Genomic DNA, 24,874 nt, shown 5'->3' on the forward strand with positions numbered 1-24,874 from the left:
GGAATGGCAAACCAAGACAGCGAGATCTTCGTGGTCGACGACGACCCCTCGGTGCGGGACGCACTGCGCGTCGTGTTCGAGCTCGAAGGGTTCCGCGTCTCCGTGTTTCCAGACGGAGCGGCCTTCCTGGCGGCGATCCGCACACGCTCTCCGGAATGCGTGCTGCTGGACGTCCACATGCCCGGACGCTCTGGCCTCGACGTGCTGAACGAACTCGGCGTGAACTTCGGCGCGCCGGTGTTCATGATTTCCGGCCAGGGCGACATCCCCATGGCGGTGGAGGCCATCAAGCACGGCGCCCACGACTTCCTGGAGAAGCCGTTCGACGCCGACACCATCGTCACCCGGGTGCGCGAGGCGCTGGAGGCGCGCGCCAACCGGGGCGGCCCGAAGTCCGGTGACCCAATCCTCGCGCCCTTCCTGGGAGAGGACCAGTTGACGCCGCGCGAGCGCGAGGTGCTGGAGCGCATCGCGCTCGGCGCGTCGAACAAGGAGGCGGGGCGCCAGCTCGGCATCAGCCCGCGCACCATCGAGGTGCACCGCGCCCGGATCATGGAAAAACTGGGGGCGCGCAACACCGCCGATCTCGTACGAATCGTGTATTCGGACGCGCGCCGCAACTAATGGTCGTGTAGATTTCGGAACCGGATACAAAATTGACAGCCATCAGGATTGCTACCGATAGCTAGGCCGTTACGGCCCGGCTTATGTTGATGCCGGTTTGATAGTGGCGCCGCCGGAGACGTTTCCCCGTTCCTGAGTGGCGTGGGCATCTTGGGCGCTTCCGTGACCGTTCATATCCTCGAAGATGACCCCGGCGTCAGCGACTCCTTGCAGACGTATATGAAGGGGCTTGGCCACGAGGCCGTCGTGTACCGCGACGCCGAGAGCTTCTTCGGGCGAGAGCCGCCGGCCGCCTCAGACACCATCATCGTCGACCTGTTCCTGCCCGGCATCGGCGGCGCCAAGGTCATCGGCTGGCTCATGGGCCTGAAGAACCCGCCTCGCGTCATCGCGATCAGCGGGCAGGCGCAATCGGTGATCGACCGGCAGTTGTCCGGTGTCGCCGGAAATTTTGACATCCTGCGCAAGCCGCTCTCTCCCCACACCATCGCGCAGATGGTGTGAGGCGCCGGGAATTTCGCCCGGCGGAGCGGTTCATCCGTAGGAACCCGTAAGTCCGATGCCGGATAGGCGTCGGGTATCCGAAAGGGTAAGAATTGATAATTGCCGAGAACAACCCCCCTGGGTGCGACGGACGTCCCGTTATCCCTGGTTCCGGAGTATCCCCCATGTCCCTCGATTTCCGGCCTGCTCACGACCACGTCGACAACGATCGGGTTCCGCCAAAGCATGACGCCCGGTGGACGCTGGGCTTCTCGCGGGACGGCGCCGTCGCGTCTCCGCTCGACCGCGCCACGCGGCACCTCGAGTTCGAGCAACGCTCGACGATTTTCGACGAGGGCGACGACGCCCGCTACGTGTACGTCATCCTCGAAGGCGCGGTGATGCTGTCCAAGCTGCTGCCGGACGGACGCCGCCAGATCATCGAGCTGCTCGGCCCAGGCGACGTCTTCGGCGTCACGACCACTCCGGCGCACGATTGCTGCGCCGAGGCGCTGCGCCCCACCCGCATCGTCGCCTACGACCACCACGCCGTGGATGGCTCGGCCTCGCTCCAGAAGCTCATCACGGAGCGCATGAAGGCCCAGCTCTGCGCCATGCACGATCACGCCGTGCTCCTCGGCCGAAAGTCCGCCATCGAGCGCGTCGCCACCTTCCTGATGCGCATCGTGCCCGGCCGGGGCGGCGCCGGCTGCCTGGGCCGAACGGAGCGCAACGACCAGGCCAATATCCGCGTGCCGCTGACCCGCCAGGAGATCGCCGACTATCTCGGCCTGACGCTGGAGACGGTGAGCCGCGCCTTTTCGCACCTCAAGCGCGACGGCCTGCTCGTCTACGGCCGCCACGACGAGGTGACGATCTGCAACGTCTGCCGGCTCTGCCAGTACACCGGCTCGCACTGAGCGCCGCGTCGGCGAAGGCTGACGGCGAGGCTCAAGGCCCTCGTCCGAACGATCCGAACCCCGCCGCCCGGCGGGGTTTTTCGTTTGCGGTGGGTGACGATCCCGGAGGCGGGGGGAGGATGGCAACTCTCCGGAGCAAAGCCCGAGCCGCTCAGGTCGCCGGCACCCACCGGTCAGGCGCGAGGCTTCGGCGCTTGTGGCCTGGGTTCTTCAAGGATGGCTCGGTTCAGAGGGACTTGGCGGCTTCGCCGCCAGTGCGCCGCCGGTCCGCGAGCGCATCTGTATCTCCGCCGATGCCTGGGGGCACGGACGGAAGCGCCCGACACAGCTCCCCCGAGACTGTGCCGGGCGCCCCGGCCCACGGCGGAATCCGCCATGGAGTACGATGTGAAGGCACGCCGGCCCGCCGATTTCGCGAGAGGCGGCGGACCGTTCCGTCGTGTCCGCAAGGACCCTGTGGAACCGACCTTCACCGTGAGGACATTATTTGACGGCGGGTCGGCTGGGCTGCATTGATCGAGGTCAACATCGCCCCTGACGATCCGGTTTTCCGCCTTTTCGGGTTCCCCCATGTCGCCTGACATCACCAAGGCCCTGCGCACGGGCGCAGGGCAAATCGCGATGCTGGGGGCGGGATTGCTGGGCGGATGGCTGTTCAGCCTCATGCACGTGCCCGCGCCGTGGCTGGCGGGGCCGATGACCATCACCGTCTTGCTGGTCGGGCTGCGAATCGCGCCGCCCATGCTGCCACAGGTGCGGGACGTCGCCATGCTCATGGCCGGCGTGTCGCTTGGCGTGTCGGTGACGCCGGACGCGCTGCACGCGCTGGGGGCCTATCCGGTCAGCCTGACGCTGCTGTGCGTGGGGATGGTGATGCTGATGGCGGGCTCCAGCCTGGCGCTGACGGTTTTGCGCGGATGGTCGGTGCGCGACGCCTTCTTCGCCTCGGCCCCCGGCGCTCTGTCCACAGTGCTCGTGATCGCGGTGGAAGAGCGCGCCGACGTTCCGCGAATTGCCGTCGTGCAGATCGTCCGCCTGTTCGTGCTGATTCTCGTGCTGCCGGGCATCGTCGGCTCGCTGGCGCCGGCCTTCGACGCCAACCTGCCCCCGCCGCCGACCGTCGATGCTCCGGCGCTGGCGCTGTTGCTGGCCGCCGCGCTGGTGGGCTGGGCGGCGATGAACCGCATGCGCGTCTCCGCCGACATCATGCTCGGCTCGATGCTGGGCAGCGCGCTGCTGACCGGCACCGGCACGCTGAGCGGACAGGTCCCGCCGGCCATCTCCACGCTCGGCTTCGTGCTGGTGGGGTGCTTCATCGGCCAGCGCTTCCGGGGCGTGGAGTGGACGCTGCTCGTCCGCCTTCTGCCCGATGCGCTGATCGCGGTCGTCGTCGGGCTCGGAGTCGCCGTTGGCATCTCGGCGCTGGTCGAGAAATTGGCCGACGTGCCGTTCGAGAGCGCTATCGTGGCGCTCGCTCCCGGCGGACTCGAGGCCATGACCATGCTGGCGCTCGCGCTGAAGATCGACCCCGTCTATGTCAGCGTTCACCACACGGTCCGCTTTCTCTTCGTCGGCGCGTGGGTGCCGCTGGCGGTGCGGATGTTTCCGAGGCTGCTGGGCGGACGCGGGCGCGCGGACGAACCGAGGGAGCCGCCGGCGGACCCGTGAGCGCGGCGATGCAACGAAGGCCGTTCTGACGGGTTGAATTCTTGACGGAAGCGCACTCGCCGGTTGACGGCGCGTGCGTCAAACTCAGGGAGACGGACATGCGGATGGCGGTAGCGGCTTGCGCGGCGGGCCTACTCCTGACGGGTTGCGCCTCGTCGCCACCGACTCCGCCCATGCCGCTTGTATCGCCCATCGACGGGGAATTCCGGGGCCCGGTCGTGTCGTCGCGCTCGGTGCCGATTTCCCGGCGATACACCGCCTATTGCGAAAGCCGGCCATATCGATGGACGCGCGGCTGGTACCGCGTCTACGGCGACTGCCCGCCGGCCCAGCTCCGGCGCACGACGGTCATTATCCGCAAATAGCTCGGTCAGGAGGCGGCGACGACCTCGGCGGCGCGCCGCGCGCCCGAGATCAGCAGCGTCGCATAGGCCTGCGCGACCGCGCTCTCGAAACGCGCGTCGGCGGGAAGCTCGGTTCCGAAGACCGCCTTAATGCCGAGGATCGCCCGCACGCGGGCCAGAGGATCGTTGCCGGCGCGGTTTAGCGCGTCGCGGAAATCGGTCGCCATCGGATCGCGCACGTCGATCGGCTGGCCTCGTTCGTCGACCCCGCCGACATAGCGAATCCACGCGGCCACCGCGAGGGCGAGGCACGGGATCGGCAGTCCGCGCGCGAGGCGCTCGGCAATCGTGCCGAGCAGGCGCTGCGGCAATTTTTGCGAGCCGTCCATGGCAATCTGCCACGTGCGGTGGCGAATGGCGGGGTTGGAAAACCGCACCAGCAGCGCATCGGCATAGGCGCGCAGGTCGGCGCCGGGCGGCGGCGGAAGGACGGGCGCGATCTCATCGCGCCATAGCCGCACGACATAGGCGCGCAGCGCCGGCTCGCTCACCGCGTCGAAGATCGTCTCGCAGCCGGCGAGGTAGCCGAGATAGGCGAGCGACGAATGCGAGCCGTTGAGCATGCGCAGCTTCATCAGCTCGAACGGCGCCACGTCCTCGACGAGCTGCGCGCCTGCGTTCTCCCAGTCCGGACGTTGGCCGTCGACGAAGTTATCCTCGATCACCCACTGCTTGAACGGCTCGTGGACGACGGGAGCCTCGTCGGCGAGCCCGGTCAGCCTGGCCACGTCGGCGATGTCGGCCGGCGTGACGGCGGGCACGATGCGGTCGACCATCGTGGACGGGAACGCGCCGTGGCGCTCGATCCAGGCGGCCAGGCCGCAATCGCGGGACTGGGCGAAGCTGAGGACCAGACCGCGCACGAGCTCGCCGTTATGTGGAAGGTTGTCGCAGCACAGCACGGTGAAGGGTGAATCGCCCGCCTCGCGCCGGCGCTCCAGCGCCTCGACGATGAAGCCGATGGCTGAGCGCGGCTCGGTCGGGTTCTCGAGATCGTGGACGATGTCGGGATGCGTGTCGTCGAGCCTGCCGGTGGCGGGGTCGTGGCAATAGCCTTTTTCGGTCACCGTCAGGCTGACGATGCGCGTCTCCGGGGCGCTCATCGCCTCGAGCACTGCGCCCGGATCCTCCGGCGCCACGAGCACGCCGAGCACGCTGCCGATGATACGCGCGCGCTCGCCGTTCTGGTCTTTCTCCACGGCGGTGTAGAGGCCGCCCTGGGGCTCCAGCCGGTCGCGCTGCTCCGGCCGCTTGAGGCTGACGCCGATGATGCCCCAGTCGGGCGTAGCCTCGGGCAGCACGTCCTCGGTGTAGATCGCGCCATGCGCGCGGAAGAACGCGCCCAATCCCAGATGCACGATGCCGGGCTTCAGCCGCTCGCGGTCGTAGGTGGGGCGCGCCGTGCCGGCGAGTGCGTCGATCAAGGTCGCCGGGGAAAGGCGTTGAAGCTGCGGCATCGAGCTCGCTCGGGGAAAGTCGGGCCCATGCACAGGGCGCGCGGCTAACTGCCCTATGCGCATTCCCGTTTCAACCGAATTTTTACATTCGCCCACGAGTTGCATGGCTGCCCCCGCGTCGGAGCAGAGTGTAGCAGAGGCTGCAACCTCAGATAGAGGCTTGAGCAGCACGGGGCCGGTTTCTACACTCACTGGACATTCGCCAGGGAGACGCCATGCCCGCTGCGTTCGCGTCCTCGCTCCGGACTGCCCCCTGGCGGGGCCGCGGCATCCTGCTGGCGCTGTGCGCCCTCGCTTTAAGCATGGTGGGAACGCAGGCGCGGGCGCAACTCGCGCCGGACATCAGGTTGGTCGTGGGCGCTCCCGCTGGCGGGCTCGCCGACACGGCGGCGCGCCTGCTCGCGACCCAGCTCGCCGCCTCGGGGGCGCGCGTCTCGGTTGAATACCGGCCCGGAGACGGTGGCCGCGAGGCGGCCCGCGTCGTGATCCAATCCTTCGGCGACCCCGGCGTTCTGCTGGTCGCCGAGAACCTCACGTTGGCGCTGCAGGATTTGCGCGGCACGCCCCTGTTCAACGGATTGCTGCCCGTCGCCAAGCTCTCCACCGGCGTTTCGACGGTGCTGTTCGCCCGCGCGGACGGCGCGACGGGAGCCTGGACGGAGTTCATCGCGGCGGCCCGCCGCAAGCGCCTGCTCGCGGCCAGCAACGGGCGCACCTCGGATGTGAGCCTGCCGCTGGCGATGATCGAGCGGCGCTGGGGCGTGCGCTTCCAGGACGCCGAGGTCGCCGACGCCGCCCGGATAACGGACATCGTCGCCGCCGGCGGCGCCGACTTCGGCATCACCACCGTCGACCAACTCCTGGCGTGGCAGGCGCGCGACAACGGCCCGGCGGATCTGGCTGCGATGATGACGTTCGGCGCGGAGCGTTCGCCGGCCTACCCGGACACACCGACGCTGGCCGAGCTGGGGCGCGACCGCCGGCTCGCGTTCACGCTGAGCTTCGCTCTCTACGCGCCGCTCGGCCTTGCCGCCGGCGAACTCGCGGCGCTGCGCAAGGCGGCGCTCGCTGCAAACGACAACGCCACCGTCCGCGCGCAGGCGCAGGCCGCGCGCTTGCCCTTCGTGGTGGCCGGTCCGGACGTGCTGGACGAAACCCTGTCGCGCGACCGGCGCATCGCGGCCGCGATCGCCTCGGCCCTCGGCAACCCCCGCTGAGGGCCGGCGCTCAGATCCCGCCGCCGTCGCGGAAGGAGCGCAGCCGCTCGTCCCGCCGGGCGAAGACCCGCCGCCAGACCTCGCGGTGCAGCGCGGTTCCGCCGGTGCGCAGCACGAGGTCGGCTGACGCCGTCGCGATGCCGACCCAGGCGAGGCCTGTCGCGGCGCCCGCCGCGACTCCGAGCGCCCCGGCGCCCACCAGGCGACGGCTCAGCCATTCGCGGAATGCGTCGTCGGCCGATTCGGCCGCGGGGGCAGCCTGCCGCCGCGCCCAGTCGAGAAGCGGGCGCAGTGGCGAATCCGCCTTGGCTCCCACCTCCGGGGCCGCGTCCGCGACCACGTCGACCTGCTCGATGACGCCCAGCGCGACCGTGTCGTTGGTGATGCGATCGATCAGGATGAACGCGCCGAGTTCGCGATCCTGCACGTAAGGGGCAACGGCGAGCGGCCGGTCGAGGCGGACCGTCACCGCTCCCAGCCCGTTCATCGGAAGGCCCTCGGCCCTCTCCTCGCGGTAGGTTTCAACATCAACACGCGACGTGACGCGCACGGTCGCCTGCGCCGTCGCCGTGCCCTGGCGCAGCAGCAGGTTGTCGCCGGAGGCGAGCGGAGTCTCGGTCATCCACAGCAGGCGCGCTGCGAACGCGGAACGCACCGGCGTCCCGCCGTCGTCGGCCGCCAGCACGTCGCCGCGCGACACGTCCACCTCGTCGGCGAGCACCAGCGTCACGGCTTGCCCCGCGACGGCGCACGGCAGGTCGCCGTCGGCGGTGAGGACGCGGGCGATCGTCGAGGCGCGGCCGCCGGGCAGCACACGGACCGGATCCCCCGGTTCGATGTGCCCCTTGGCCACCGTGCCACAATAGCCCCGGAAATCCAGGTTCGGGCGGTTCACCCATTGCACCGGCATGCGGAAGCCGGCCGCCAGGGTCTCGTCGTCGCCGGCGTCGATCGTCTCCAGATAGCCGACCAGCGTCGGGCCCTGGTGCCAGCTCAGGCGCGGGGACGGCCTGGCGACGTTGTCGCCGTCACGCGCCGAGATGGGGACGATCTCGACGGACGTGAAGCCCAGGCCCGCTGCGAGTTCGCGATATGCCGCCGCGATGCGCTCGAAGACGGCCTTGTCGTAGCCGACCAGGTCCATCTTGTTGACCGCGACGAGGACGTGCCGGACGCCGAGCAGCGAGACGATGAACGAATGCCGCCGCGTCTGCGGCAGCACGCCCTTTCGCGCATCGACGAGAATGACGGCGAGTTCGGCCCCGGACGCCCCGGTCGCCATGTTGCGCGTATACTGCTCGTGGCCGGGCGTGTCGGCGACGATGAAGGAGCGGCGCGGCGTGGCGAAATAGCGGTAGGCGACGTCAATGGTGATGCCCTGCTCGCGCTCGGCCGCGAGCCCGTCGACAAGGAGCGCCATGTCGAGCTTGTCGCCTTGCGTCCCGAACTTGCGGCTGTCGCGGTCGAGCGCCTCGAGCAGGTCGTCCTGCACGAGGGCGCTGTCGTAGAGCAGCCGGCCGATCAGCGTCGACTTGCCGTCGTCCACCGAGCCGCAGGTGATGAACCGCAGCAGCGTTCGGACGGGCGCGGCGGAGGCGGCGGGCGCGGCGTCGCGCGAAAGGTCGAGGGCCGCGCTCATCAGAAATAGCCTTCCTGCTTCTTCTGCTCCATCGAGGCCGAGCCATCATGGTCGATGACCCGGCCCTGCCGCTCGGATGAGCGGGACTGGCGCATTTCGTCGATCACCTCGGCCAGCGTCGTCGCCGTGCTTTCCACCGCGCCCGTGAGGGGGTAACAGCCTAACGTACGGAATCGCACCCAACGTGTCTCGACGACCTCGCCGGGGCGAAGCGCCATGCGCTCGTCGTCGCGCATGATCAGCGCGCCGTCGCGCCGGACCACCGGTCGCGGCGCGGCGAAATAGAGGGGCACCACGGGAATGGTCTCGGCCGCGACGTAGGCCCACACGTCGGCCTCCGTCCAATTGGAGAGCGGGAAGACACGGAAGCTCTCGCCCTTGCGCTTGCGCGTGTTGAACAGCCGCCACGGCTCGGGCCGCTGGCTCTTGGGATCCCAGCGATGCTCGGGCGACCGCAGCGAGAAGACCCTCTCCTTGGCGCGGCTCTTCTCCTCGTCGCGGCGCGCGCCGCCGAGGGCGGCGTCGAAGCCGTGCTGGTCGAGCGCCTGCCGGAGCGCCTGCGTCTTCATGACGTCGGTATGCAGCCGCGAGCCGCTGTCGAACGGGTTGATCCCCGCCTTCACGCCCTCTTCGTTGACGTGGACGATCAGCCGCACGCCGAGTTCCGCGGCGCGGCGGTCGCGAAAGGCGATCATCTCGCGAAACTTCCACGTCGTGTCGACATGCAGCAGCGGAAAGGGCAGGAGCGCGGGATAGAACGCCTTGAGCGCCAGGTGCAGCAGCACCGCCGAATCCTTGCCGATCGAATACAGCATCACCGGGTTGTCGCTGGTGGCGACGACCTCTCGGATGATGTGGATGGCCTCGGCCTCGAGTTGCTGCAGCCGGAGGAGCTGGATCATGCGGACAATTCCTTCGCGCAGACCAGTCTCCCGTCCGGGCCGACATGCAGCCCGCATTCCTTGGCGGCCTCCTCCTCCCACCACCAGCGTCCGGCCCGCTCCGGTTCGCCTGAGGCGACGGCGCGGGTGCATGGCGCGCAGCCGATGGAGAGGAAGCCTCGCGCGTGCAGCGCGTTCACCGGAACCTCATGAAGAGCGGTGAAGGCGACCACAGCGTCGCGGGTCCAGTCGAAGAGGGGGTTGATCTTGAGGAGGCCGCGTTCGGCGTCGACCGCAGCGGGCTCCACGCCGGCGCGCTGGGCCGACTGATCGCCGCGCAAGCCGGTGATCCAGCCCGACGCGCCGTCGAGGGCGCGCGCCAGCGGTTCGATCTTCCGAACGGTGCAGCAATCCTTGCGGTTGGCGACGGAGAGATAGATGCCGTCGACACCCTGGCGTTTGCCGAGCGCTTCGAGAGCGTCGTGCCTGGGGGAGTGGGCGCGGATCGTCACGCCGTAGCGCGTCTCCGTCTCGGCCCAGACGCGCAGCGTCTCGGGGAAGAGCCGGCCTGTGTCGAGCGTCACAATCTCAATGTCGAGGCCCTGGGAGAGAATGGCATGGGAGATGGCCTGGTCCTCGATCCCGAAACTCGTCGTGAACACGACCTCCCCTTCTACCCGCTCCGCCGCCGACGCGACGCGCTGGAAGAGGTCCTTCCCGACGAACGAAGCCGCAAGGTCCGCGGCGGCGACGCCGAGCCGCCTGTCGAAGGGTCCCGCGACCTTGGGGGAGTGTGCATGACGCATAGACCGCACGGGACCTCCGTTCGATTTGACGAACAATATACTACGACACGCTGGAAAGACCGTCAATTCACGACAAAAGACGGATTTAGTCCATAAATAACATTTTCATATGGAAATATAAGCGCGCCCAACGCGGCGCATCAAAGCTCGCTGACGGCGGTCCCCGTCACCGCTTGATCCCGGAGGCGTTCCCTATTACCTCCGCCTCACGATTTCCCTGCGCTGGCGACGATGCCGCTCCGATGAGCGGGCGGGCCCGCTTGGCGCGATTTGGACACCACGATGACCGAGACCGAGTCGCCCGTCGCCCGGCGCAGGACGTTCGCGATTATCTCACATCCGGACGCGGGCAAGACGACGCTCACCGAGAAGCTGTTGCTGTTCGGCGGCGCGATCCAGCTCGCCGGCGAGGTCAAGGCCAAGCGCAGCGGAACGCAGACGCGCTCCGACTGGATGGGCATCGAGCGCGAGCGCGGCATTTCGGTCGTCACCTCGGTGATGACCTTCGAGTACGGCGACTGCGTCTTCAACCTGCTCGACACGCCGGGCCATGAGGACTTCTCGGAAGACACCTACCGCACTCTGACGGCGGTCGACTCCGCCGTGATGGTGATCGACGCCGCCAAGGGCATCGAGGCACGCACGCGCAAGCTGTTCGAGGTCTGCCGGCTGCGCGACATCCCCATCGTCACCTTCATCAACAAGATGGATCGCGAGAGCCGCGATCCCTTCGAACTGCTGGACGAGATCGAGAAGACGCTGGCGCTCGACACCGCGCCGATGACGTGGCCGATCGGACGTGGCCGCAGCTTCGCGGGCACCTACGACCTCAAGACCAACATGGTGCGCCGCCTCGACCACGACGAGCAGCCGATCCAGGCGAGCGGGCCCGACGACGACGCCGTGCTCGGCCTGCTGCCGGAGCACGAGCGCGCCGCGTGGCTCGACGAGATCATGCTGGCCCAGGAGGCGGCGCGGCCATTCGACCTCCAGGCCTTCCGCGAAGGCCACCTTTCGCCCGTTTATTTCGGCAGCGCGCTGCGCAATTTCGGCGTCCGCGACCTCATCGACGCGCTCGCCGCCTTCGCGCCGTCGCCGCGCGGCCAGCAGGCTGCGGGGCGGCTCGTGGAGGCGACCGAACCGCGCATGACGGGCTTCGTCTTCAAGATCCAGGCGAACATGGACCCGAACCATCGCGACCGCATCGCCTTCATCCGCGTCTGCTCCGGCAAGCTGACGCGGGGGATGAAGGCCAAGCTGGTGCGCACCGGCAAGAGCCTCGGCATCAACACGCCGCAGTTCTTCTTCGCCCGAAACCGCGCACTGGCCGAGGAGGCCTATGCCGGCGACGTCGTGGGCCTGCCCAATCACGGCACGCTGCGCATCGGCGACACGCTCACCGAGGGCGAGGACATCGTCTTCCGCGGCGTTCCGAGCTTCGCGCCGGAAATCCTGCGCCGCATCAAGCTGCAGGACGCGATGAAGGCGAAGAAGCTGCGCGACGCCCTGCAGCAGCTCGCCGAGGAGGGCGTGGTGCAGCTCTTCATCCCCAATGACGGCTCGGGGGCGATGGTCGGCGTCGTCGGCGCGCTGCAGCTCGACGTGCTCGCCGTGCGCTTGCAGGCCGAGTACGGGCTGCCGATCGCCTACGAGCAGACGCGCTTCTCGCTGTGCCGCTGGATCTCCTCCGAGGACAAGGTCGAGATGGAGAAGTTCATGGAGGCGCACAACTCGTCGATCGCCCGCGATCTCGACGGCGCGCCGGTTTTCATGGCGCCCAACACCTTCCAGCTCCGCTACGACGAGGAGCGCTGGCCGAAAATCGTGTTTTCCGACGTCAAGGACTACCAGGTGGCGGCCGACAAGGCGGCGTGACGGCGCGGCGCATTGACGCCGGACGCACGGGCGGGCGAGGCTTCAGCCCCCGAAGCCGGAGCCACGTCATGCAGGATGAACTCGTCTTCTACACCAACCCGATGTCGCGCGGGCGCATCGTCCGCTGGATGCTGGAGGAGCTGGGCCAGCCCTATCGGACGGAGGTCGTGGCGTTCGGACCGGAGATGAAGGCCGCCGGTTACCTGGCGATCAATCCGATGGGCAAGGTCCCCGCGATCCGCCACGGCGACACGGTGGTGACGGAGGCGGCCGCCATCTGCGCCTATCTCGCCGACGCGTTCCCGCAAGCGGGCCTTGCGCCGCCGGCCGGCGACCGGCTGCGGGGAGCCTATTACCGCTGGCTCTTTTTCGGCGCGGGTCCGCTGGAAGCGGCGTCGGTCAACAAGGCGCTCGGCGTCGAGGTCCCGCCGGAGCGCAAGGGCATGGTCGGCTACGGCTCGATGGAGGACGTGGTCGGCACGCTCGACGCCGCGCTATCCTCGGCCAACCACCTCGTGGGCGATCGCTTCACGGCGGCGGACCTCTATGTCGGCGCGCAACTCGGCTGGCTAATGCAATTCGGCGTCATGGAGAAGCGTCCAGCCTTCGAGCGCTTCGTCGCTTCCCTCTCCGCCCGTCCCGCGGCGGTTCGGGCGCGCGGCATCGACGACGCGCTGCTGCCGCCCAAGGCGTGATCGCGCGGCTCCAGCCGCGCGCCCTCAGTCTGTAGGACACGAGGAAGGCGAAGAAGCTGCGCAACGACCTTCAGCACCTCGCTGAGGAAGGCGTCGTGCAGCTCTTCATTCCCAATGATAGCTCGGGCGCGCTGGCCGAAAAACGTGTTCTCCGACGTCAAGGACTACCAGGTCGCGGCCGACAAGGCGGCGTGACGTCGGTGTGTTGTGGCTTTTCAGGTTGCTTTACTATGTCTTTGAGATGTGGAATCGTTCATAAAAAGAGGGGAACGATAATTCCATGGCTATGCACAATTTAGAGTTGATTACCTCAGCTTTATTTCTCTCGGTAGTTGCGCATCCAGCCTTTGCAGAATCGCCGTTGACGGTGGTGGAGCGAACGGTTGTTTCTGGATCGGAATTCCGGATCGGCGAATATTATCAGCTCAACGCTGATTGCTCGCCAGTCGGGGACATCACTGTGAAGCTTCTGCAGTCTCCGAAGAACGGGACGGCAGAAGTGTCGGACGCCGCTCTGGTGACCAATTTCCCGCCTGCAAATCAGCGACACCAGTGCAATACGCGCAAAAGTCCAGGGGTCGTCTTGAAGTATCAGGCCAAGGATGGGTTTGTTGGAAAAGATAAGATCGAGGCCCTGATTATATATCCCACCGGGCTCACACAAAAATATCGATACGTCATTGAGGTGAAGTAGAATGATTGGGCGACTTACAGCGGCATTCGCAGTCATGCTCGGACTCGCGTCCGGTTCAGCGTTGGCTCAGTCGCCGAGATCCACACTCGAACGAACCGTGCTGGGAGGAACCCGCGCGAACGTTTCTTCGCATTTTTTGATGCTGCCCGACTGCACATCTGGCGGCGACGTTGCGGCAAGAGTCACCAAGGCCCCAAAACACGGCGACGTCGTCATCGAACCTGCCGCTGTCGTGGCGTCCTACGAGAAAGACACCAGCTTCGCGCAATGTAACGCAAAGTCTGTTCCTGGCATCAAGATTTACTACAAAGCGAACGAGAACTATCAGGGCGCTGACGGCTTCGAAGTCCTGATTTTCTACCCGAATGGCACGACCCGCGAAAACCGGTACGTCATTACAGTGAAATGACGCGGGACTGATGGAGCGTTTCGCGGCTGTGCGCGAAGCGCTCCATTTTCAGGCGGTCACCGTCCCGTCCAAGTCACCCGCCCCTCGAGCGGGTAGGCGGGGTCGTTGTAGCCGGGCGTCGAGGGGTGGCCTGGGGCGACGAGGCGGTCGATCAAGGCTTCGTCCTCGGGCGTGAAGGCGTAGTCCAGCGCCGCGATGTAGTCGTTCCACTGGTCCTCGGTGCGCGGGCCGCCGATGACCGAGGTGACGATGCGCGAGTTGAGCACCCAGGCCACCGCGAGGTGGTTCGCCGTCGCGCCTTTCGCTTCGGCGTGGCGCTTGATCTCCTGCGCGATGTCGAGCGACTCGCGCCGCCACTCCGTCTGCATCATGCGCGCGTCCTGCCGCCCGGCGCGCGTGCCCTCCGGCGGCGGGCGGCTGGGGTCGTACTTGCCGGTGAGCACGCCGCGCGCCAGCGGCGAATAGGGCACCACGCCCAGCCCGTAGAACTGGCAGGCCGGCAGGTGCTCGACCTCGGGCATGCGGTTCATGGCGTTGTAATAGGGCTGGCTGACGACTGGGCGGTCGATGCCGAGTTCGTCGCAGAGGCGGCAGATCTCGGCGATGCGCCAGGAGCGGTGGTTGGAGACGCCGAAATAGCGGATCTTGCCCCCCTTCACGAGGTCGCCCATGGCGCGCACGGTCTCGGCGAGCGGCGTCGAGTGATCCTCCTTGTGGAGGTAGTACACGTCGACATAGTCCGTCCCGAGCCGCTTCAGGCTGGCGTCGGCGGCCTGCATCACCCATTTGCGCGACAGGCCGCGCTCGTTCGGGCCGGGCCCCATCGGGTTGCAGACCTTGGTCGCCAGCACCCAGGCGTCGCGGTTGCCGGAGATGGCGCGGCCGACCACTTCCTCGGAGCGTCCCTCGTTGTAGACGTCCGCCGTGTCGATGAAGTTGACGCCCGCCTCGCGCGCCCGGTCGATCATGCGGCGCGACGAGTCCTCGTCCGCGGGGCCGCCGAACATCATCGTGCCAAGGCACAGTTTCGACACCTTGAGGCCGCTGCGGCCCAGTGCGCGGTACTCCATCGCTCGCTCCCGTCGATCGCCGGCCGCAAGGGTTCGCCGGACTTGTCCGACAAGTGCCATACAGTCCGCGCCGCCCGCCGGCAAGCCGGCCCACTGGACCGCTCCGCCCGGATGCTGAACAATGCGGAAGGCCGCGGCGCGGCTACATGACAACGACGAACAGGGTGAGGAATGGGCCTGAGCCGGGAGGACTGCGTTAGACTGGATCGCGAGGATCCGCTTGCTTTCGCGCGCGAGCGTTTCGTCATTCCCGCCGGCGTCAACTATCTCGACGGCAACTCGCTCGGCGCGCTGCCGCGCGGGGTGTCTGAGCGGGTGCGGCACGTGGTCGACGAGGAATGGGGCGTCGGCCTCATCCGTTCGTGGAACCAGGCCGGATGGTACGCCGCGCCGGGCCGGATCGGCGCCAGGATCGCGCCGCTGCTCGGCGCCGCGCCGCACCAGGTGACGGTGACCGAAACGATCTCCATCAACCTCTTCAAGCTGCTGGTGGCGGCCGCGCGGCTGCGCCCGAACCGCCGGAAGATCGTCGCCGAACTGGGCAATTTCCCGTCCGACAACCACATCGTGGACAGCGTCTGCCGCATGCTCGGGCTCACGCCCGTCTACGTGACGGCCGGCGAGATCGCCGACGCCGTCGACGACGACACCGCGGTCGCCGAGCTGTCCCACGTCAACTATCGCACCGCCGAGATCCAGGACATGGCGGCGGTGACGGCGGCCATCCACGCCAAGGGCGCGCTCGTCGTCTGGGATCTCGCCCATTCCACCGGCGCGGTCGAGTTCAGCCTGGACGACGCGCGGGCCGACTTCGCCGTCGGCTGCGGCTACAAGTTCCTCAATGGAGGCCCCGGCGCGCCGTCGCACGTCTACGTTGCGGAGCGTCACCTGGCGGCGGTCGACCAGCCGCTGACGGGCTGGTTCGGCCACGCCGCGCCGTTCGCATTCGCGCACGAGTTCGCGCGCGCCGAGGGCATTCGCTCGATGCTGTGCTCGACGCCCCAGATGCTTTCCACCGCCGCGCTCGAGGCGGCGCTGGACGCCTTCGACGGTGTTTCGATGCGTGAGGTCCAGGCCAAGGGCCGTGCCCTCGGCGACCTGATGATCCGCCTCTACGACGAGCGCCTGGCCGATCTGGGCTGCGGTCTGTCCGCGTCGCGCGACGGTTCGCGGCGGGGCAACCACGTCTCGATCACCCACCCCAACGGCTTCCAGATCATGCAGGCGCTGATCGCTCGCGGCATCATCGGCGATTTCCGCGCGCCGGATGTGATGCGCTTCGGCTTCGGCGCTCTCTATGTCCGCTTCGTCGACATCTTCGACGCGGTGCAAGGCGTCGAGGACCTGCTGCGCTCCGGCGAGTGGCGCGACGTGCCGCCGCCGAACGCGAACGACGTGACCTGAAGGACGCGCCATGACGGACCGGGATCGCGATGGGCCCGAGGCGGGCCCGAAGGAATGGCACTCCGCCAAGCTCGATTTCTCGCGCGACATGTCCTACGCCGACTACCTGGCGCTGGACGACATTTTGCACGCGCAGCACCCGCTTTCGCCCGACCGCAACGAGATGCTGTTCATCATCCAGCACCAGACCAGCGAGCTCTGGATGAAGCTGATGCTGCACGAGCTGAACGGCGCCATCGAGAGTGTGCGCGGGGACCGGCTGCCGCCCGCCTTCAAGATGCTGGCGCGCGTCTCGCGCATCATGGAGCAGCTGGTCAAGGCGTGGGACGTGCTGGCCACCATGACTCCGCCGGAATACTCGGCGATCCGCCCGTGGCTCGGCCAGTCCTCCGGCTTCCAGTCGTACCAGTATCGCGAGATCGAGTTCAGGCTGGGCAACAAGAACCCGGCGATGCTGAAGCCGCACGAGCACAATCCGGAACGGCTGGCCGAGGTGACCGCGGCGCTCTACGCGCCGTCCCTCTACGACGAAGCGATCGAGCTGCTGGCCCGACGCGGCTTCGCTATCGCGCCCGAGGTGCTGACCCGCGACCGCACCCAGCCCACCGCCTACGACGCCAGCGTCGAGGCCGCCTGGGCCGAGGTCTACCGGAACGCGGAAGAGCACTGGGAGCTCTACGAGCTGGCCGAGGAGCTGATCGACCTGGAGGACGCGTTCCGGCTCTGGCGCTTCCGCCACGTCACGACCGTGGAGCGCGTCATCGGCTTCAAGCGCGGCACCGGCGGCACGGCGGGCGTCGCCTATCTGCGCAAGATGCTCGACGTGGTTCTGTTCCCCGAGCTTTGGCGCGTCCGCACATCCATGTAGCCATGCCGAACCCGCCCGGCTGGCCGGCATGACGCCGGACCCGCGCTCCCGATAGCTGCCGCGCGGGGCGTGACGGGCGGCTTGCGTCCGCTTTGAAAACGCGCAAAGTCAGCCCATGTCCGAGCCGCGATCCGCCCCCGGGACCATCGGTGCAGCGCCTTCGGGCGCCGCCCGTCGCCCGCTGCATGCCCGCATCCTCGACCGGATGCGCGACGCCATCCGGTCCGGCGAGTGGCCGGTCGGCTCGCTGTTGCCGTCCGAGCAGGAGATCGGCGAGCAGCACGGGGCCAGCCGCATCACGGTGCGCCACGCGCTGCAGCGCCTGCAGCAGGAAGGCTATGTGCGCAAGCAGCACGGCAGGCGCACCATGGTCATCGCACGCGAGCCGTCGCGACGCGCCTGGCAGATGGAATCGCTCGAGGACATCGTGGCGTCGGCAGACGCGGCGAGCCTCGACATCCTGTCCTATCGCCTCGAGGAATCCGCCGAGGCCGCCGAGGCGCTGGGCCTCCCGCCGGCCACCCCGCTCCACGGCCTGCGCAGCCTGCTGACGCGCGAGGGCCAGCCTTACGCCCGCTCGCTGATCTACTTCCCGCCGGACGTGGGCGACCGCCTGACCCGCGCCGATTTCGACGACGTCATCGTGTTTCGCGTGCTGCGCAAGAGGCTCGGCCTCGACATCACCGACGTGCGGATGACCGTGCGCGCCACGCGCGCCGGGGCGGAGGACATGCGCCTGCTCGGTTGCGCGCGCGGGGAGCCGATGCTGGCGACGGAGCTGGTCTATCGGTCCGAGCCCGGCGGGCGTCCCCTCGAGGTGGCGTTCACGCGTTTCCCGGCGGACAGCTACGCGCTGTCCTATTCACTGACCGCGCCGCACGGACCGGCCTGAGTCGGCAACGGCGAAGGTCTCGTCGAACGAATAGCCGGCGCCCCTCACCGTGCGGATCGGGTCACGCTCGCGCGGGCCGTTGATCGCCTTGCGCAGGCGGCCGACATGCACGTCGACCGTGCGGTCGTCGATGTCCGCGTCCAGCCCCCAGACCGCGTCGAGCAACTGCGCCCGGCTGAAGACGCGGCCCGGACGCTCGATGAGCGCTTCGAGCAGGCGGAACTCGGTGGGGCCGAGATGCAGTTCGCGCTCGCCTCGGCGGACCCGCTTCGTCTCGCGGTCGAGCGAGACGTCGCCGGCCTCGAGCCGGCTGGTGATCCGCGCCGGCGCGGCGCGGCGCAGCAGGGCGCGCACGCGGGCGAGCAACTCGGGCACGGAGAACGGCTTGACGACGTAGTCATCGGCCCCTGTGGCGAGGCCGCGCACGCGCTCGCTTTCCTCGCCGCGCGCCGTGAGCATGATGACCGGCAGACGCTGCGTCTCCTTGCGCTGCCGCAGCCGCCGGCACAGCTCGATGCCGGACAGGCCGGGCAGCATCCAGTCGAGCAGCACGAGGTCGGGCGTGGTTTCGTGGAGACGCAACTCGGCGTCGTCGCCGCGCGCGACGCCCTCCACGGCGTAGCCCTCGGCTTCGAGATTGTAGCGCAGGAGGAGCATCAGCGGCTCCTCGTCCTCCACGATCAGGATGCGCGGCGCGGTGGACATCATGCCTCTCCAAACGTCCCGCTGCCCTTCTATGACCGTCGCGTGACAGTTTGATAACAGTCTCCCGGCGCTCCGTCAGGCGGGGTCGAGCGGGAAGATCGCCCGAAAGGTCGCGCCCTCGCCGGGCTTGCTCTCCATCGCCAGGCGGCCCCGGTGCCGAATGACGATGTGCTTGACGATGGCCAAGCCGAGCCCCGTGCCGCCCTTGGCGCGGCTGGCGGCGGTGTCGACCCGGTAGAAGCGCTCGGTGAGGCGGGGGAGATGTTCCGGCGCGATGCCGGGACCGAAGTCGCGCACGGCAAGTTCGGCCGCCGGGCCGGTGGTGGTCGCGATCCGCCTGGCGGTAACCTCCACCCGGCCTCCGTCGCCGCCATACTTGACGGCGTTCTCCACGAGGTTCTCGACGACGCGGATGAGGTCGTCGCGCTCCCCGGGAACCACGAGCGGGCCGTCGGGCGCGGAGAACGCCACGGCCACGCCGCGGTCCTCCGCCGCCTTGCGCATCGTCTCGACCGTCTGGCGGGCGAGATCGGCGAGATCGATGGGAGTCTCCGGCCGCCGGTGCTCGCTCATCTCGATGCGCGACAGCGACAGCAGGTCGTCGATCAGCCGCGCCATCCGGCGCGCCTGCTCGCGCATGATGTCCAGGAAACGCTCGCGGGCCTTCTCGTCGCCGCGGGCCGGCCCCTGCAGCGTCTCGATGAAGCCCAGCAGCGAGGCGAGCGGCGTGCGCAACTCGTGGCTGGCGTTGGAGACGAAGTCGGCGCGCATCATCTCGAGCCGCCGCTCCTCGGTGAGGTCGCGGAACACGAGCATGACGGCGGGGCGCTCCGGCGCCGCCTCCTCGCCGCTGTCCAGCGCCGACACGGTGAGGCGGAAGAAGCGCTCCACCGGCACGCGCTCGGCGTATTCGCAGAGGGCGCGTGCCTCGCCGCGCCGCACGGCCTCGACCGCCGACAGCACGTCCGGCGAGCGCAGCGACATCGACAGGTGCCGGCCGCGCGCGAGGCCCGGCCACGAACGCCGGGCGTCGCTGTTGGCGGCTACCACCACGCCGGCGGCGTCGAGGAGCATAGCGGGGTCGCCGACTGCCTCCAACATGGCGAGCGCCAGAGAGCTTCCGTCGTCGCCCGGCATGGCTCAGCCCTCCTGTTCGTCCGTCGCGTCGCGTTCGATCCGGGCGCGATAGGCCCGCAGCCGCGACGCGATCTCCATGGCCCCGAGCAAGAGCAGCGCCAGCACGAAGGGGATGAGATAGTAGACGACGCGAAACAGCAGCAGCGAGCCCAGAAGGCCTTCGTAGGGTAGCCTCGAAAAAGCGAGCAGGAAGGTGGCCTCGAACACGCCGACGCCGCCGGGCGCGTGGCTCGCCATGCCGAGCATCGCCGCGAAGGCGTAGACGGCGGCGAAGGTCTCGAAGGCGATGCCGTGGCCGGGCGGCAGCAGCACGTAAAGCACGCCGCTCGCCGCGAGCATGTCGCCGATACCCAGCGCCAACTGCGCCAGCGACACCGGCAGGGTGGGCAGCTCCAGCCGCCAGCGCTGCATGCGGATGGCGCGACGCTCGACGCCGACCCAGGTGAGATAGCCCGCCAGCGCGGCCAACCCCGCGCCGCCGATCAGCATGTTCAGCTTCGGAGCGAGGTGGTTCAACTCGGCCATGGCGTCGGCGCGGAAGAGAAGGGCGGCCGACAGCACGGTCGCCATGCCGAGGATGAAGGTGACGCCGGCGATCAGCGTCAGGCTGGCCACCTTGCCGGCCGAGAGGCCCCTTGGAGCGTAGATCCAGTACCGCACCGTTCCGGCCGTCAGTGGCGGGAAACCGAGCGTGAACGAAATGGCGTAGCTCGTGAACGAGCCCAGCGCGACGATGCGATAGCGCATTCGTGCCCTAAGCTGGCGCAGGGCCAGCAGGTCGTAGCCCGACAGCAGCGCGTAGCTCGCCGCCGTCAGCATGCCGGCCATGGCGAGTTGCGCACCGGTCGCCGAGCGGAACGCGGCGCGGATTTCCGCCGGGTCCACCTGCGACAGGATGATGTAGAGCACGGCAAGGGAGGCCGCGAACAGCAGCACGCTGGCAGCTGTCCCGATCCAGTGAAGCTTGCGGCGCGGCCTGTCGGCCCCGCTCGCACTGCTTCGCGTCCTGTCCTGCGGCCCCATTCTGTCCAAACGTCCGCCCTCGCGCCTCGCGCCGTCACCCGGCGCCCGTCCATGGACCATGACGGCGGGCCCGCGCAAGTGCGCGGGCGTTCAGGCCTGCCCGGCGAGCTCCGCGAGGGTATCGCGCCGGCAGCCCACGGTCTCACCGGCGAGCAGGATCTGCTCCCAGGTGGCGGCGTCGACCGGGATGCCGCGGGCAAGGCGTTCGGCGCGATAGGCGAGCTCCGGCTCGCCCGCCACAAGCACGGTGGCGTCACGGCCGGGCGGCGGCGACTTCGCCCATTCGATGAACGCTTCCATCTCGGGATGGAATCGGTCCGCCGTGCCCATGTGCTCCGGCGACAGCACGATCGACACCATGTTGTTGATGATGGCGGCGCTCTTGCGCGGGCCGGACTGGGTGCCGCCGCCGGTCAGCGCGCCGGCGATCAGTTCGCAGGCCAGCGCCAGGCCCCAGCCCTTGTGGTCGCCGAAGGGCAGGATGGCTCCGCCCTTCTCGCCGGCGAACATGACGCCCGGGTCGTTGGTCGGCTCGCCATGACGGTCGAGCAGCACGCCGTCCGGCAGGTCGACGCCCTTATTGAAGGCGACGCGCACCTTGCCCATCGCCAGCTTGCTCGTCGCGAAGTCGACGATGATCGGCGGTTCGCCCTGGCGCGGAATGCCGGCGCAGAAGGGGTTGGTGACGAGCCGCGCCGCGCGCCCGCCATAGGGCGCCACGACGGGGTCGCTGTTGACGTTGACGAGGTGGATCGACACGAGCCCTTGCGCCGCGCATTGCTCCGCCCAATGGCCGATGCGCCCGATGTGGTGGGAGTTGCGCAGGGCCAGGATGCAGGAGCCGCCCTGTTTGGCGCGGGCGATGGCGAGGTCGATGGCGTCGTGCGCCACCGTCTGCCCCAGGCCGAGCCGGCCATCGCAGACCAGCAGCGAGCCGTTGTCGAGCACGATTTCCGGCCCGGTGTTGAGCTTGAGTTCGCCGAGGCCGATGTTCTCGATGTAGGCGGGGATCATGCCGACCCCGTGCGAATCGTGGCCGCGCAAATTGGCCTCGACCAGATGATCCGCCGCGAGGGCGCACTCGCGAGGCTGCGACCCGGCGGCGGCGAAGATCGCCTCGACGACGGCGCGCAGCCGCGGTTCGGTCACCCGGATTTCCTGTCCCATGCGTATCGCCTCTTGTTCGGCGGATCGTCGCCGTTCCGTTCGGCGCAGACAATCCGTGCCCGGGACGCGGAAGACAAGTGCGAAAACGTCGCCCGCCGGCCCGCGCCGCGACCTTCCGGCCGCGGCGCGTTGCCGTCGCGGTTCAGAACACCGGCAGCGGGATCATCGGCGCGCCGTTGCGCCACTTGCGCGAGATGGCGTCCAATTCGCCCGTGTTCTTGATCGAGTACACGAACGTGTTGAGCCACTGCAGCAGCTCGGGATTGCCGCGCCGGATGCCGATGCCGAAATGCGCCGCGCGCAGCGGGAACTTCTGCTCGTATTCCTCGCCCTTCGAGCCCTTGCGGAGATAGATCTCGCCGTAGTCGCCGCCGCCCATGGCGTCGATCTGGCCGGAGAGCATCGCCTGGACCGTCGACGGGCCGTCGTCGAAGCGCAGCAGCTGCATGCCGGGAACGTTCATGGCGGTCAGCGCGCCGTCCTCGAGCGCGCCGCGGGTGACGCCGACCTTGAGGTTCTTGAGCTCGTCGGGCGTCTTGATCGAGGTCGTCTTGGGCGCGATGAGCACCGCCGACTGCCCGGCGTAGGGGATCGAGAACGCCACCTGCAAGGCGCGCTCCGGAGTGATCGAGAAGATGGCGATCACCATGTCGACGCGGTTGGAGAGCAGCGCCGGGATGCGGCCCGGCGAGTTCACCGTCACGAACTCGACCGGCACCTTGAGCTGCTTGCCGATGAGGTTGGCGACGTCGATGTCGATTCCGGCGGGCTGGTTGCTGGAGTCCAGCATTCCGTAGGGCGGCACCGTCGTGTCGATGGCGATCACCACCTTGCCGCGCTTGATGATCTCGTCGGGGGTCTGCGCCTGCGCCTTGTCCGGCCCGAAGGCGGACAGGGCGAGCGCCAGGGCCGGCGCCAAGAGACCGGCCCATCTGGTCAGCCTGAAACGCATGTTCGTCTCCTCCTCCTGTGCGGGACGAGCGCCGGCCGACGCGGCCGGGCGTTGCGCCCTCCTTATCGGGCCCTGCGGCCCGGCTTCCCCTCCCGTCAGAGGGCCTGCACGCGCAGGCTGCCGACGTGAAGCTTGCGTTCGAGGCGCCTCGCCAGCATCGACAGCGGGAAGCACATCGCGAAATAGAGGAGAGACACCGTGCCGAAGACGCGCACGGGCTCGAAGGTGATGGTGTTCATCTGCGCGCCCGCCTTGGCGAGCTCGGTGAAGCCGATGAGCGCGGCGAGCGACGTGCCCTTCACCACCTGCACCATGTAGCCGACGGTGGGGGGCAGGGCCATGCGCACGGCCTGCGGGATGACGATCAGCGCCAGCGTCAGCCGGAAGTTCAGCGCCAGCGCCTTGGCGGCCTCCCACTGGCCTTGGGGAACGGCCTGGATGCAGCCGCGCCAGATGTCGGCGAGATAGGCGCTGGTGCCGATGGTGAAGGCGACCGCCGCCGCCGTCCAGGCGTCGATGCGCACGCCGAACATGTTGATGCCGAAGTAGAACAGCAGCAGCAGCATCAGCATCGGCGTGGCCTGCACCACCTGGATCCATCCCGACACCGCGACGCGCAGCCAGCGCCACGGCGAGATGCGCGCCACCGCCAGCAGCAGGCCCACGACGCCGCCGCCCACGAAGGCCACCGCCGAGAGCGCGAGGGTCCAGCGCGCCGCCAGCACCAGGAACCAGACTTCGTTGAGGCCGAAATCCCTGAGCATGCCGCCTCCTACCCCGCCCGCTGCGGGAACAGGACGGCATGGACGCCGGCGAACACGGCCCTGAAGCCGAACGCCAGGGCGATGTAGATCAGCGTCACGATGGCGTAGATCTCGAAGCTGCGGAAAGTCTGCATGTTGAGCGTGTTGGCGAAGGCGGTGAGCTCCTCGGCGGCGATCGCCGAGACGATGGAGGAGCCGAGCAGCACCAGGATGAACTGGCTGGTCAGCGCCGGGTAGACCGCCTTGATGGCCGGCAGCAGCACGATGAAGCGGATGATCTGGAGGCGGTTCAGCCCCAGCGCGCGGCCCGCCTCGATCTGCCCGGCCGGGATCGACTCCAGCCCGGCGCGCACGATCTCGGTGGAGTAGGCACCGAGGTTGATCGTCATCGCCAGCAACGCCGCCTTGGTGGGGTCCAGCCGGATGCCGGCGTTGGGCAGCGCGAAGAATACGAAGTAGAGCTGGATGAGGAAGGGCGTGTTGCGGATGAACTCGACATAGACCGCCGCCGCCCAGGCGAGCGGCTTGGGGCCGTAGCTGCGCGCCAGCGCACACAGGATGCCGACCGCCAGCCCGAACGTCATCGCGAAGGCGGACAGCTTGACAGTCAGCCACGCTCCTTCGAGGAACTGCGGCCAGTAGCCCAGGACGGTTCCGAACTGGAACGTGTAGCCCACCCCCTGCCTCTCCCTCTCTCCGCGCCGGCCGGCTGTCCCGCCGTATCGGCTCGTGTCTTTTTCTTCTTTGGCGCCGCGCCAGTGTGACCGGCGACGCGCCGGCGCGCCAGCCCGCCGCTAGGCGCCGCGGGCCGCCACCACGGCGATGGTCTCGCCCATGCGCACCACCTCTCCCGGCTCCACCATCAGGGTTCCGATGACGCCCTTGGACGGGCTTTCGATCTCGACGACGGCCTTGTCGGTTTCGATCTCGGCGACGAGCTCGGCGATCTCGACAGGGTCACCCGGCTTCTTGAGCCAGCGCACCAGCCGGCCCTCGCTCACAGTAAGATCGCCGAACGGCATGCGGATGGGCTCGCCTTCGGGGATGTCGCGCGCCGGCCGGGCCGGCGGCGGGGCAGCGGGGGCGGCGGGCTTCGAGGCGGCGGGCCGGGGCGCGGGCC

Annotated in this window: 25 protein-coding genes; 12 read left to right on the forward strand and 13 right to left on the reverse strand. The window is 68.6% G+C overall.

All coding sequences use genetic code 11. From position 1 onward, the window contains the following. Positions 1-3: 3 nt before the first annotated feature. From NK718_RS15910 to NK718_RS15925, 4 genes are all read left to right on the forward strand, one after another. The gene (locus tag NK718_RS15910; RefSeq protein WP_254744257.1) at positions 4-624 is read left to right on the forward strand and encodes a response regulator transcription factor; all 621 of its coding nucleotides are present in this window, start codon (positions 4-6) and stop codon (positions 622-624) included. Between the two features lie 150 nt (positions 625-774). Then, the gene (locus NK718_RS15915) at positions 775-1,128 is read left to right on the forward strand and encodes a response regulator (protein ID WP_254744259.1); all 354 of its coding nucleotides are present in this window, start codon (positions 775-777) and stop codon (positions 1,126-1,128) included. A gap of 164 nt (positions 1,129-1,292) precedes the next feature. Then, positions 1,293-2,027, forward strand: coding sequence for a Crp/Fnr family transcriptional regulator (locus tag NK718_RS15920; protein ID WP_254744261.1), 735 nt, complete (start codon positions 1,293-1,295; stop codon positions 2,025-2,027). A gap of 570 nt (positions 2,028-2,597) precedes the next feature. Continuing rightward, positions 2,598-3,695, forward strand: coding sequence for an AbrB family transcriptional regulator (locus tag NK718_RS15925; protein ID WP_254744273.1), 1,098 nt, complete (start codon positions 2,598-2,600; stop codon positions 3,693-3,695). Positions 3,696-4,065: 370 nt separating this feature from the next. Here NK718_RS15925 and NK718_RS15930 read toward each other — a convergent pair whose 3' ends face one another. Continuing rightward, complete coding sequence (locus tag NK718_RS15930) at positions 4,066-5,556, reverse strand: mannitol dehydrogenase family protein (protein ID WP_254744275.1); 1,491 nt, start codon at positions 5,554-5,556, stop codon at positions 4,066-4,068. Positions 5,557-5,771: 215 nt separating this feature from the next. On the opposite strand from NK718_RS15930, the gene NK718_RS15935 reads away from it, so the two are divergent. Next, positions 5,772-6,773, forward strand: coding sequence for a tripartite tricarboxylate transporter substrate-binding protein (locus tag NK718_RS15935; RefSeq protein WP_254744277.1), 1,002 nt, complete (start codon positions 5,772-5,774; stop codon positions 6,771-6,773). A gap of 10 nt (positions 6,774-6,783) precedes the next feature. On the opposite strand, the gene cysN is transcribed toward NK718_RS15935, so the two are convergent. Genes cysN through NK718_RS15950 form a run of 3 tightly spaced genes read right to left on the reverse strand, consistent with a single transcriptional unit; the run spans position 6,784 to position 10,099 of the window. After that, a complete protein-coding gene (cysN, locus tag NK718_RS15940) occupies positions 6,784-8,412 on the reverse strand; it encodes a sulfate adenylyltransferase subunit CysN (protein ID WP_254744279.1) in 1,629 nt (542 codons plus the stop codon). Beyond that, positions 8,412-9,314 carry a sulfate adenylyltransferase subunit CysD gene (gene cysD, locus NK718_RS15945; protein ID WP_254744281.1) on the reverse strand — a complete coding sequence of 301 codons (903 nt, stop codon included), beginning with the start codon at positions 9,312-9,314 and terminating at the stop codon, positions 8,412-8,414. The genes cysN and cysD overlap by 1 nt, the downstream gene beginning before the upstream one ends. Continuing rightward, the gene (locus tag NK718_RS15950; RefSeq protein WP_254744283.1) at positions 9,311-10,099 is read right to left on the reverse strand and encodes a phosphoadenylyl-sulfate reductase; all 789 of its coding nucleotides are present in this window, start codon (positions 10,097-10,099) and stop codon (positions 9,311-9,313) included. The genes cysD and NK718_RS15950 overlap by 4 nt, the downstream gene beginning before the upstream one ends. 282 nt (positions 10,100-10,381) lie before the next feature. Between NK718_RS15950 and NK718_RS15955 the strand changes: the two genes are divergently transcribed. The 4 genes from NK718_RS15955 to NK718_RS15970 all read left to right on the forward strand — a co-directional run bounded on the left by NK718_RS15955 (position 10,382) and on the right by NK718_RS15970 (position 13,772). Further along, positions 10,382-11,974, forward strand: a complete 1,593-nt coding sequence (locus NK718_RS15955) for a peptide chain release factor 3 (protein WP_254744285.1) — start codon at positions 10,382-10,384, stop codon at positions 11,972-11,974. A gap of 68 nt (positions 11,975-12,042) precedes the next feature. Next, positions 12,043-12,669, forward strand: coding sequence for a glutathione S-transferase family protein (locus tag NK718_RS15960; protein WP_254744287.1), 627 nt, complete (start codon positions 12,043-12,045; stop codon positions 12,667-12,669). A gap of 280 nt (positions 12,670-12,949) precedes the next feature. After that, a complete protein-coding gene (locus tag NK718_RS15965; protein WP_254744289.1) occupies positions 12,950-13,363 on the forward strand; it encodes a hypothetical protein in 414 nt (137 codons plus the stop codon). A 34-nt stretch (positions 13,364-13,397) separates the two neighbouring features. Then, positions 13,398-13,772 (forward strand): hypothetical protein, encoded by a 375-nt coding sequence (locus NK718_RS15970; protein WP_254744291.1) that lies wholly within the window; start codon positions 13,398-13,400, stop codon positions 13,770-13,772. Positions 13,773-13,828: 56 nt separating this feature from the next. Here NK718_RS15970 and NK718_RS15975 read toward each other — a convergent pair whose 3' ends face one another. After that, complete coding sequence (locus NK718_RS15975; protein ID WP_254744292.1) at positions 13,829-14,842, reverse strand: aldo/keto reductase; 1,014 nt, start codon at positions 14,840-14,842, stop codon at positions 13,829-13,831. 171 nt (positions 14,843-15,013) lie between these two features. Here NK718_RS15975 and kynU point away from each other — a divergent pair, with 171 nt between their 5' ends. The 3 genes from kynU (at position 15,014) to NK718_RS15990 (ending at position 18,006) form a co-directional block, all read left to right on the forward strand. Beyond that, on the forward strand, positions 15,014-16,246 hold the full coding sequence (kynU, locus tag NK718_RS15980) for a kynureninase (RefSeq protein ID WP_254744293.1): 1,233 nt from the start codon (positions 15,014-15,016) through the stop codon (positions 16,244-16,246). 10 nt (positions 16,247-16,256) lie between these two features. Continuing rightward, the gene (gene kynA, locus NK718_RS15985) at positions 16,257-17,114 is read left to right on the forward strand and encodes a tryptophan 2,3-dioxygenase (RefSeq protein WP_254744294.1); all 858 of its coding nucleotides are present in this window, start codon (positions 16,257-16,259) and stop codon (positions 17,112-17,114) included. A 115-nt stretch (positions 17,115-17,229) separates the two neighbouring features. After that, complete coding sequence (locus NK718_RS15990; protein WP_254744295.1) at positions 17,230-18,006, forward strand: GntR family transcriptional regulator; 777 nt, start codon at positions 17,230-17,232, stop codon at positions 18,004-18,006. On the opposite strand, the gene phoB is transcribed toward NK718_RS15990, so the two are convergent. The 8 genes from phoB to NK718_RS16030 form a co-directional block, all read right to left on the reverse strand. Further along, a complete protein-coding gene (gene phoB, locus NK718_RS15995; protein WP_254744296.1) occupies positions 17,977-18,711 on the reverse strand; it encodes a phosphate regulon transcriptional regulator PhoB in 735 nt (244 codons plus the stop codon). The two genes, NK718_RS15990 and phoB, sit on opposite strands and share 30 nt — an antisense overlap. A 75-nt stretch (positions 18,712-18,786) precedes the next feature. Further along, on the reverse strand, positions 18,787-19,848 hold the full coding sequence (locus NK718_RS16000; RefSeq protein WP_254744298.1) for an ATP-binding protein: 1,062 nt from the start codon (positions 19,846-19,848) through the stop codon (positions 18,787-18,789). A gap of 3 nt (positions 19,849-19,851) precedes the next feature. Continuing rightward, positions 19,852-20,784: a lysylphosphatidylglycerol synthase domain-containing protein gene (locus NK718_RS16005; protein WP_254744300.1), complete on the reverse strand. Its 933-nt coding sequence runs from the start codon at positions 20,782-20,784 to the stop codon at positions 19,852-19,854. 177 nt (positions 20,785-20,961) lie between these two features. Continuing rightward, a complete protein-coding gene (locus NK718_RS16010) occupies positions 20,962-22,020 on the reverse strand; it encodes a malate/lactate/ureidoglycolate dehydrogenase (RefSeq protein WP_254744302.1) in 1,059 nt (352 codons plus the stop codon). A 160-nt stretch (positions 22,021-22,180) separates the two neighbouring features. After that, positions 22,181-22,990, reverse strand: coding sequence for a transporter substrate-binding domain-containing protein (locus NK718_RS16015; RefSeq protein WP_254744304.1), 810 nt, complete (start codon positions 22,988-22,990; stop codon positions 22,181-22,183). Positions 22,991-23,085: 95 nt separating this feature from the next. After that, the gene (locus tag NK718_RS16020) at positions 23,086-23,754 is read right to left on the reverse strand and encodes an amino acid ABC transporter permease (protein WP_254744306.1); all 669 of its coding nucleotides are present in this window, start codon (positions 23,752-23,754) and stop codon (positions 23,086-23,088) included. Between the two features lie 8 nt (positions 23,755-23,762). Beyond that, positions 23,763-24,431: an amino acid ABC transporter permease gene (locus NK718_RS16025; protein ID WP_254744308.1), complete on the reverse strand. Its 669-nt coding sequence runs from the start codon at positions 24,429-24,431 to the stop codon at positions 23,763-23,765. Between the two features lie 117 nt (positions 24,432-24,548). Then, positions 24,549-24,874, reverse strand: a 326-nt coding sequence (locus NK718_RS16030; protein WP_305883676.1) for a biotin/lipoyl-containing protein, incomplete at its 5' end; no start/stop codon positions are given.

Origin of the sequence: Alsobacter ponti (genome assembly GCF_024294805.1) — a bacterium.
In the GTDB taxonomy this organism is placed as follows: Bacteria; Pseudomonadota; Alphaproteobacteria; order Rhizobiales; family Beijerinckiaceae; genus Alsobacter; species Alsobacter ponti.

Bases quoted from the DNA above. Each gene is read 5' to 3' on its own strand.
- NK718_RS15910 (WP_254744257.1), top strand. From the start codon at position 4: ATGGCAAACCAAGACAGCGAGATCTTCGTGGTCGACGACGACCCCTCG.
- NK718_RS15920 (WP_254744261.1), top strand. From the start codon at position 1,293: ATGTCCCTCGATTTCCGGCCTGCTCACGACCACGTCGACAACGATCGG.
- NK718_RS15925 (WP_254744273.1), top strand. From the start codon at position 2,598: ATGTCGCCTGACATCACCAAGGCCCTGCGCACGGGCGCAGGGCAAATC.
- NK718_RS15930 (WP_254744275.1), bottom strand. From the start codon at position 5,556: ATGCCGCAGCTTCAACGCCTTTCCCCGGCGACCTTGATCGACGCACTC.
- NK718_RS15935 (WP_254744277.1), top strand. From the start codon at position 5,772: ATGCCCGCTGCGTTCGCGTCCTCGCTCCGGACTGCCCCCTGGCGGGGC.
- cysN (WP_254744279.1), bottom strand. From the start codon at position 8,412: ATGAGCGCGGCCCTCGACCTTTCGCGCGACGCCGCGCCCGCCGCCTCC.
- cysD (WP_254744281.1), bottom strand. From the start codon at position 9,314: ATGATCCAGCTCCTCCGGCTGCAGCAACTCGAGGCCGAGGCCATCCAC.
- NK718_RS15950 (WP_254744283.1), bottom strand. From the start codon at position 10,099: ATGCGTCATGCACACTCCCCCAAGGTCGCGGGACCCTTCGACAGGCGG.
- NK718_RS15955 (WP_254744285.1), top strand. From the start codon at position 10,382: ATGACCGAGACCGAGTCGCCCGTCGCCCGGCGCAGGACGTTCGCGATT.
- NK718_RS15960 (WP_254744287.1), top strand. From the start codon at position 12,043: ATGCAGGATGAACTCGTCTTCTACACCAACCCGATGTCGCGCGGGCGC.
- NK718_RS15965 (WP_254744289.1), top strand. From the start codon at position 12,950: ATGGCTATGCACAATTTAGAGTTGATTACCTCAGCTTTATTTCTCTCG.
- NK718_RS15970 (WP_254744291.1), top strand. From the start codon at position 13,398: ATGCTCGGACTCGCGTCCGGTTCAGCGTTGGCTCAGTCGCCGAGATCC.
- NK718_RS15975 (WP_254744292.1), bottom strand. From the start codon at position 14,842: ATGGAGTACCGCGCACTGGGCCGCAGCGGCCTCAAGGTGTCGAAACTG.
- kynU (WP_254744293.1), top strand. From the start codon at position 15,014: ATGGGCCTGAGCCGGGAGGACTGCGTTAGACTGGATCGCGAGGATCCG.
- kynA (WP_254744294.1), top strand. From the start codon at position 16,257: ATGACGGACCGGGATCGCGATGGGCCCGAGGCGGGCCCGAAGGAATGG.
- NK718_RS15990 (WP_254744295.1), top strand. From the start codon at position 17,230: ATGTCCGAGCCGCGATCCGCCCCCGGGACCATCGGTGCAGCGCCTTCG.
- phoB (WP_254744296.1), bottom strand. From the start codon at position 18,711: ATGTCCACCGCGCCGCGCATCCTGATCGTGGAGGACGAGGAGCCGCTG.
- NK718_RS16000 (WP_254744298.1), bottom strand. From the start codon at position 19,848: ATGCCGGGCGACGACGGAAGCTCTCTGGCGCTCGCCATGTTGGAGGCA.
- NK718_RS16015 (WP_254744304.1), bottom strand. From the start codon at position 22,990: ATGCGTTTCAGGCTGACCAGATGGGCCGGTCTCTTGGCGCCGGCCCTG.
- NK718_RS16020 (WP_254744306.1), bottom strand. From the start codon at position 23,754: ATGCTCAGGGATTTCGGCCTCAACGAAGTCTGGTTCCTGGTGCTGGCG.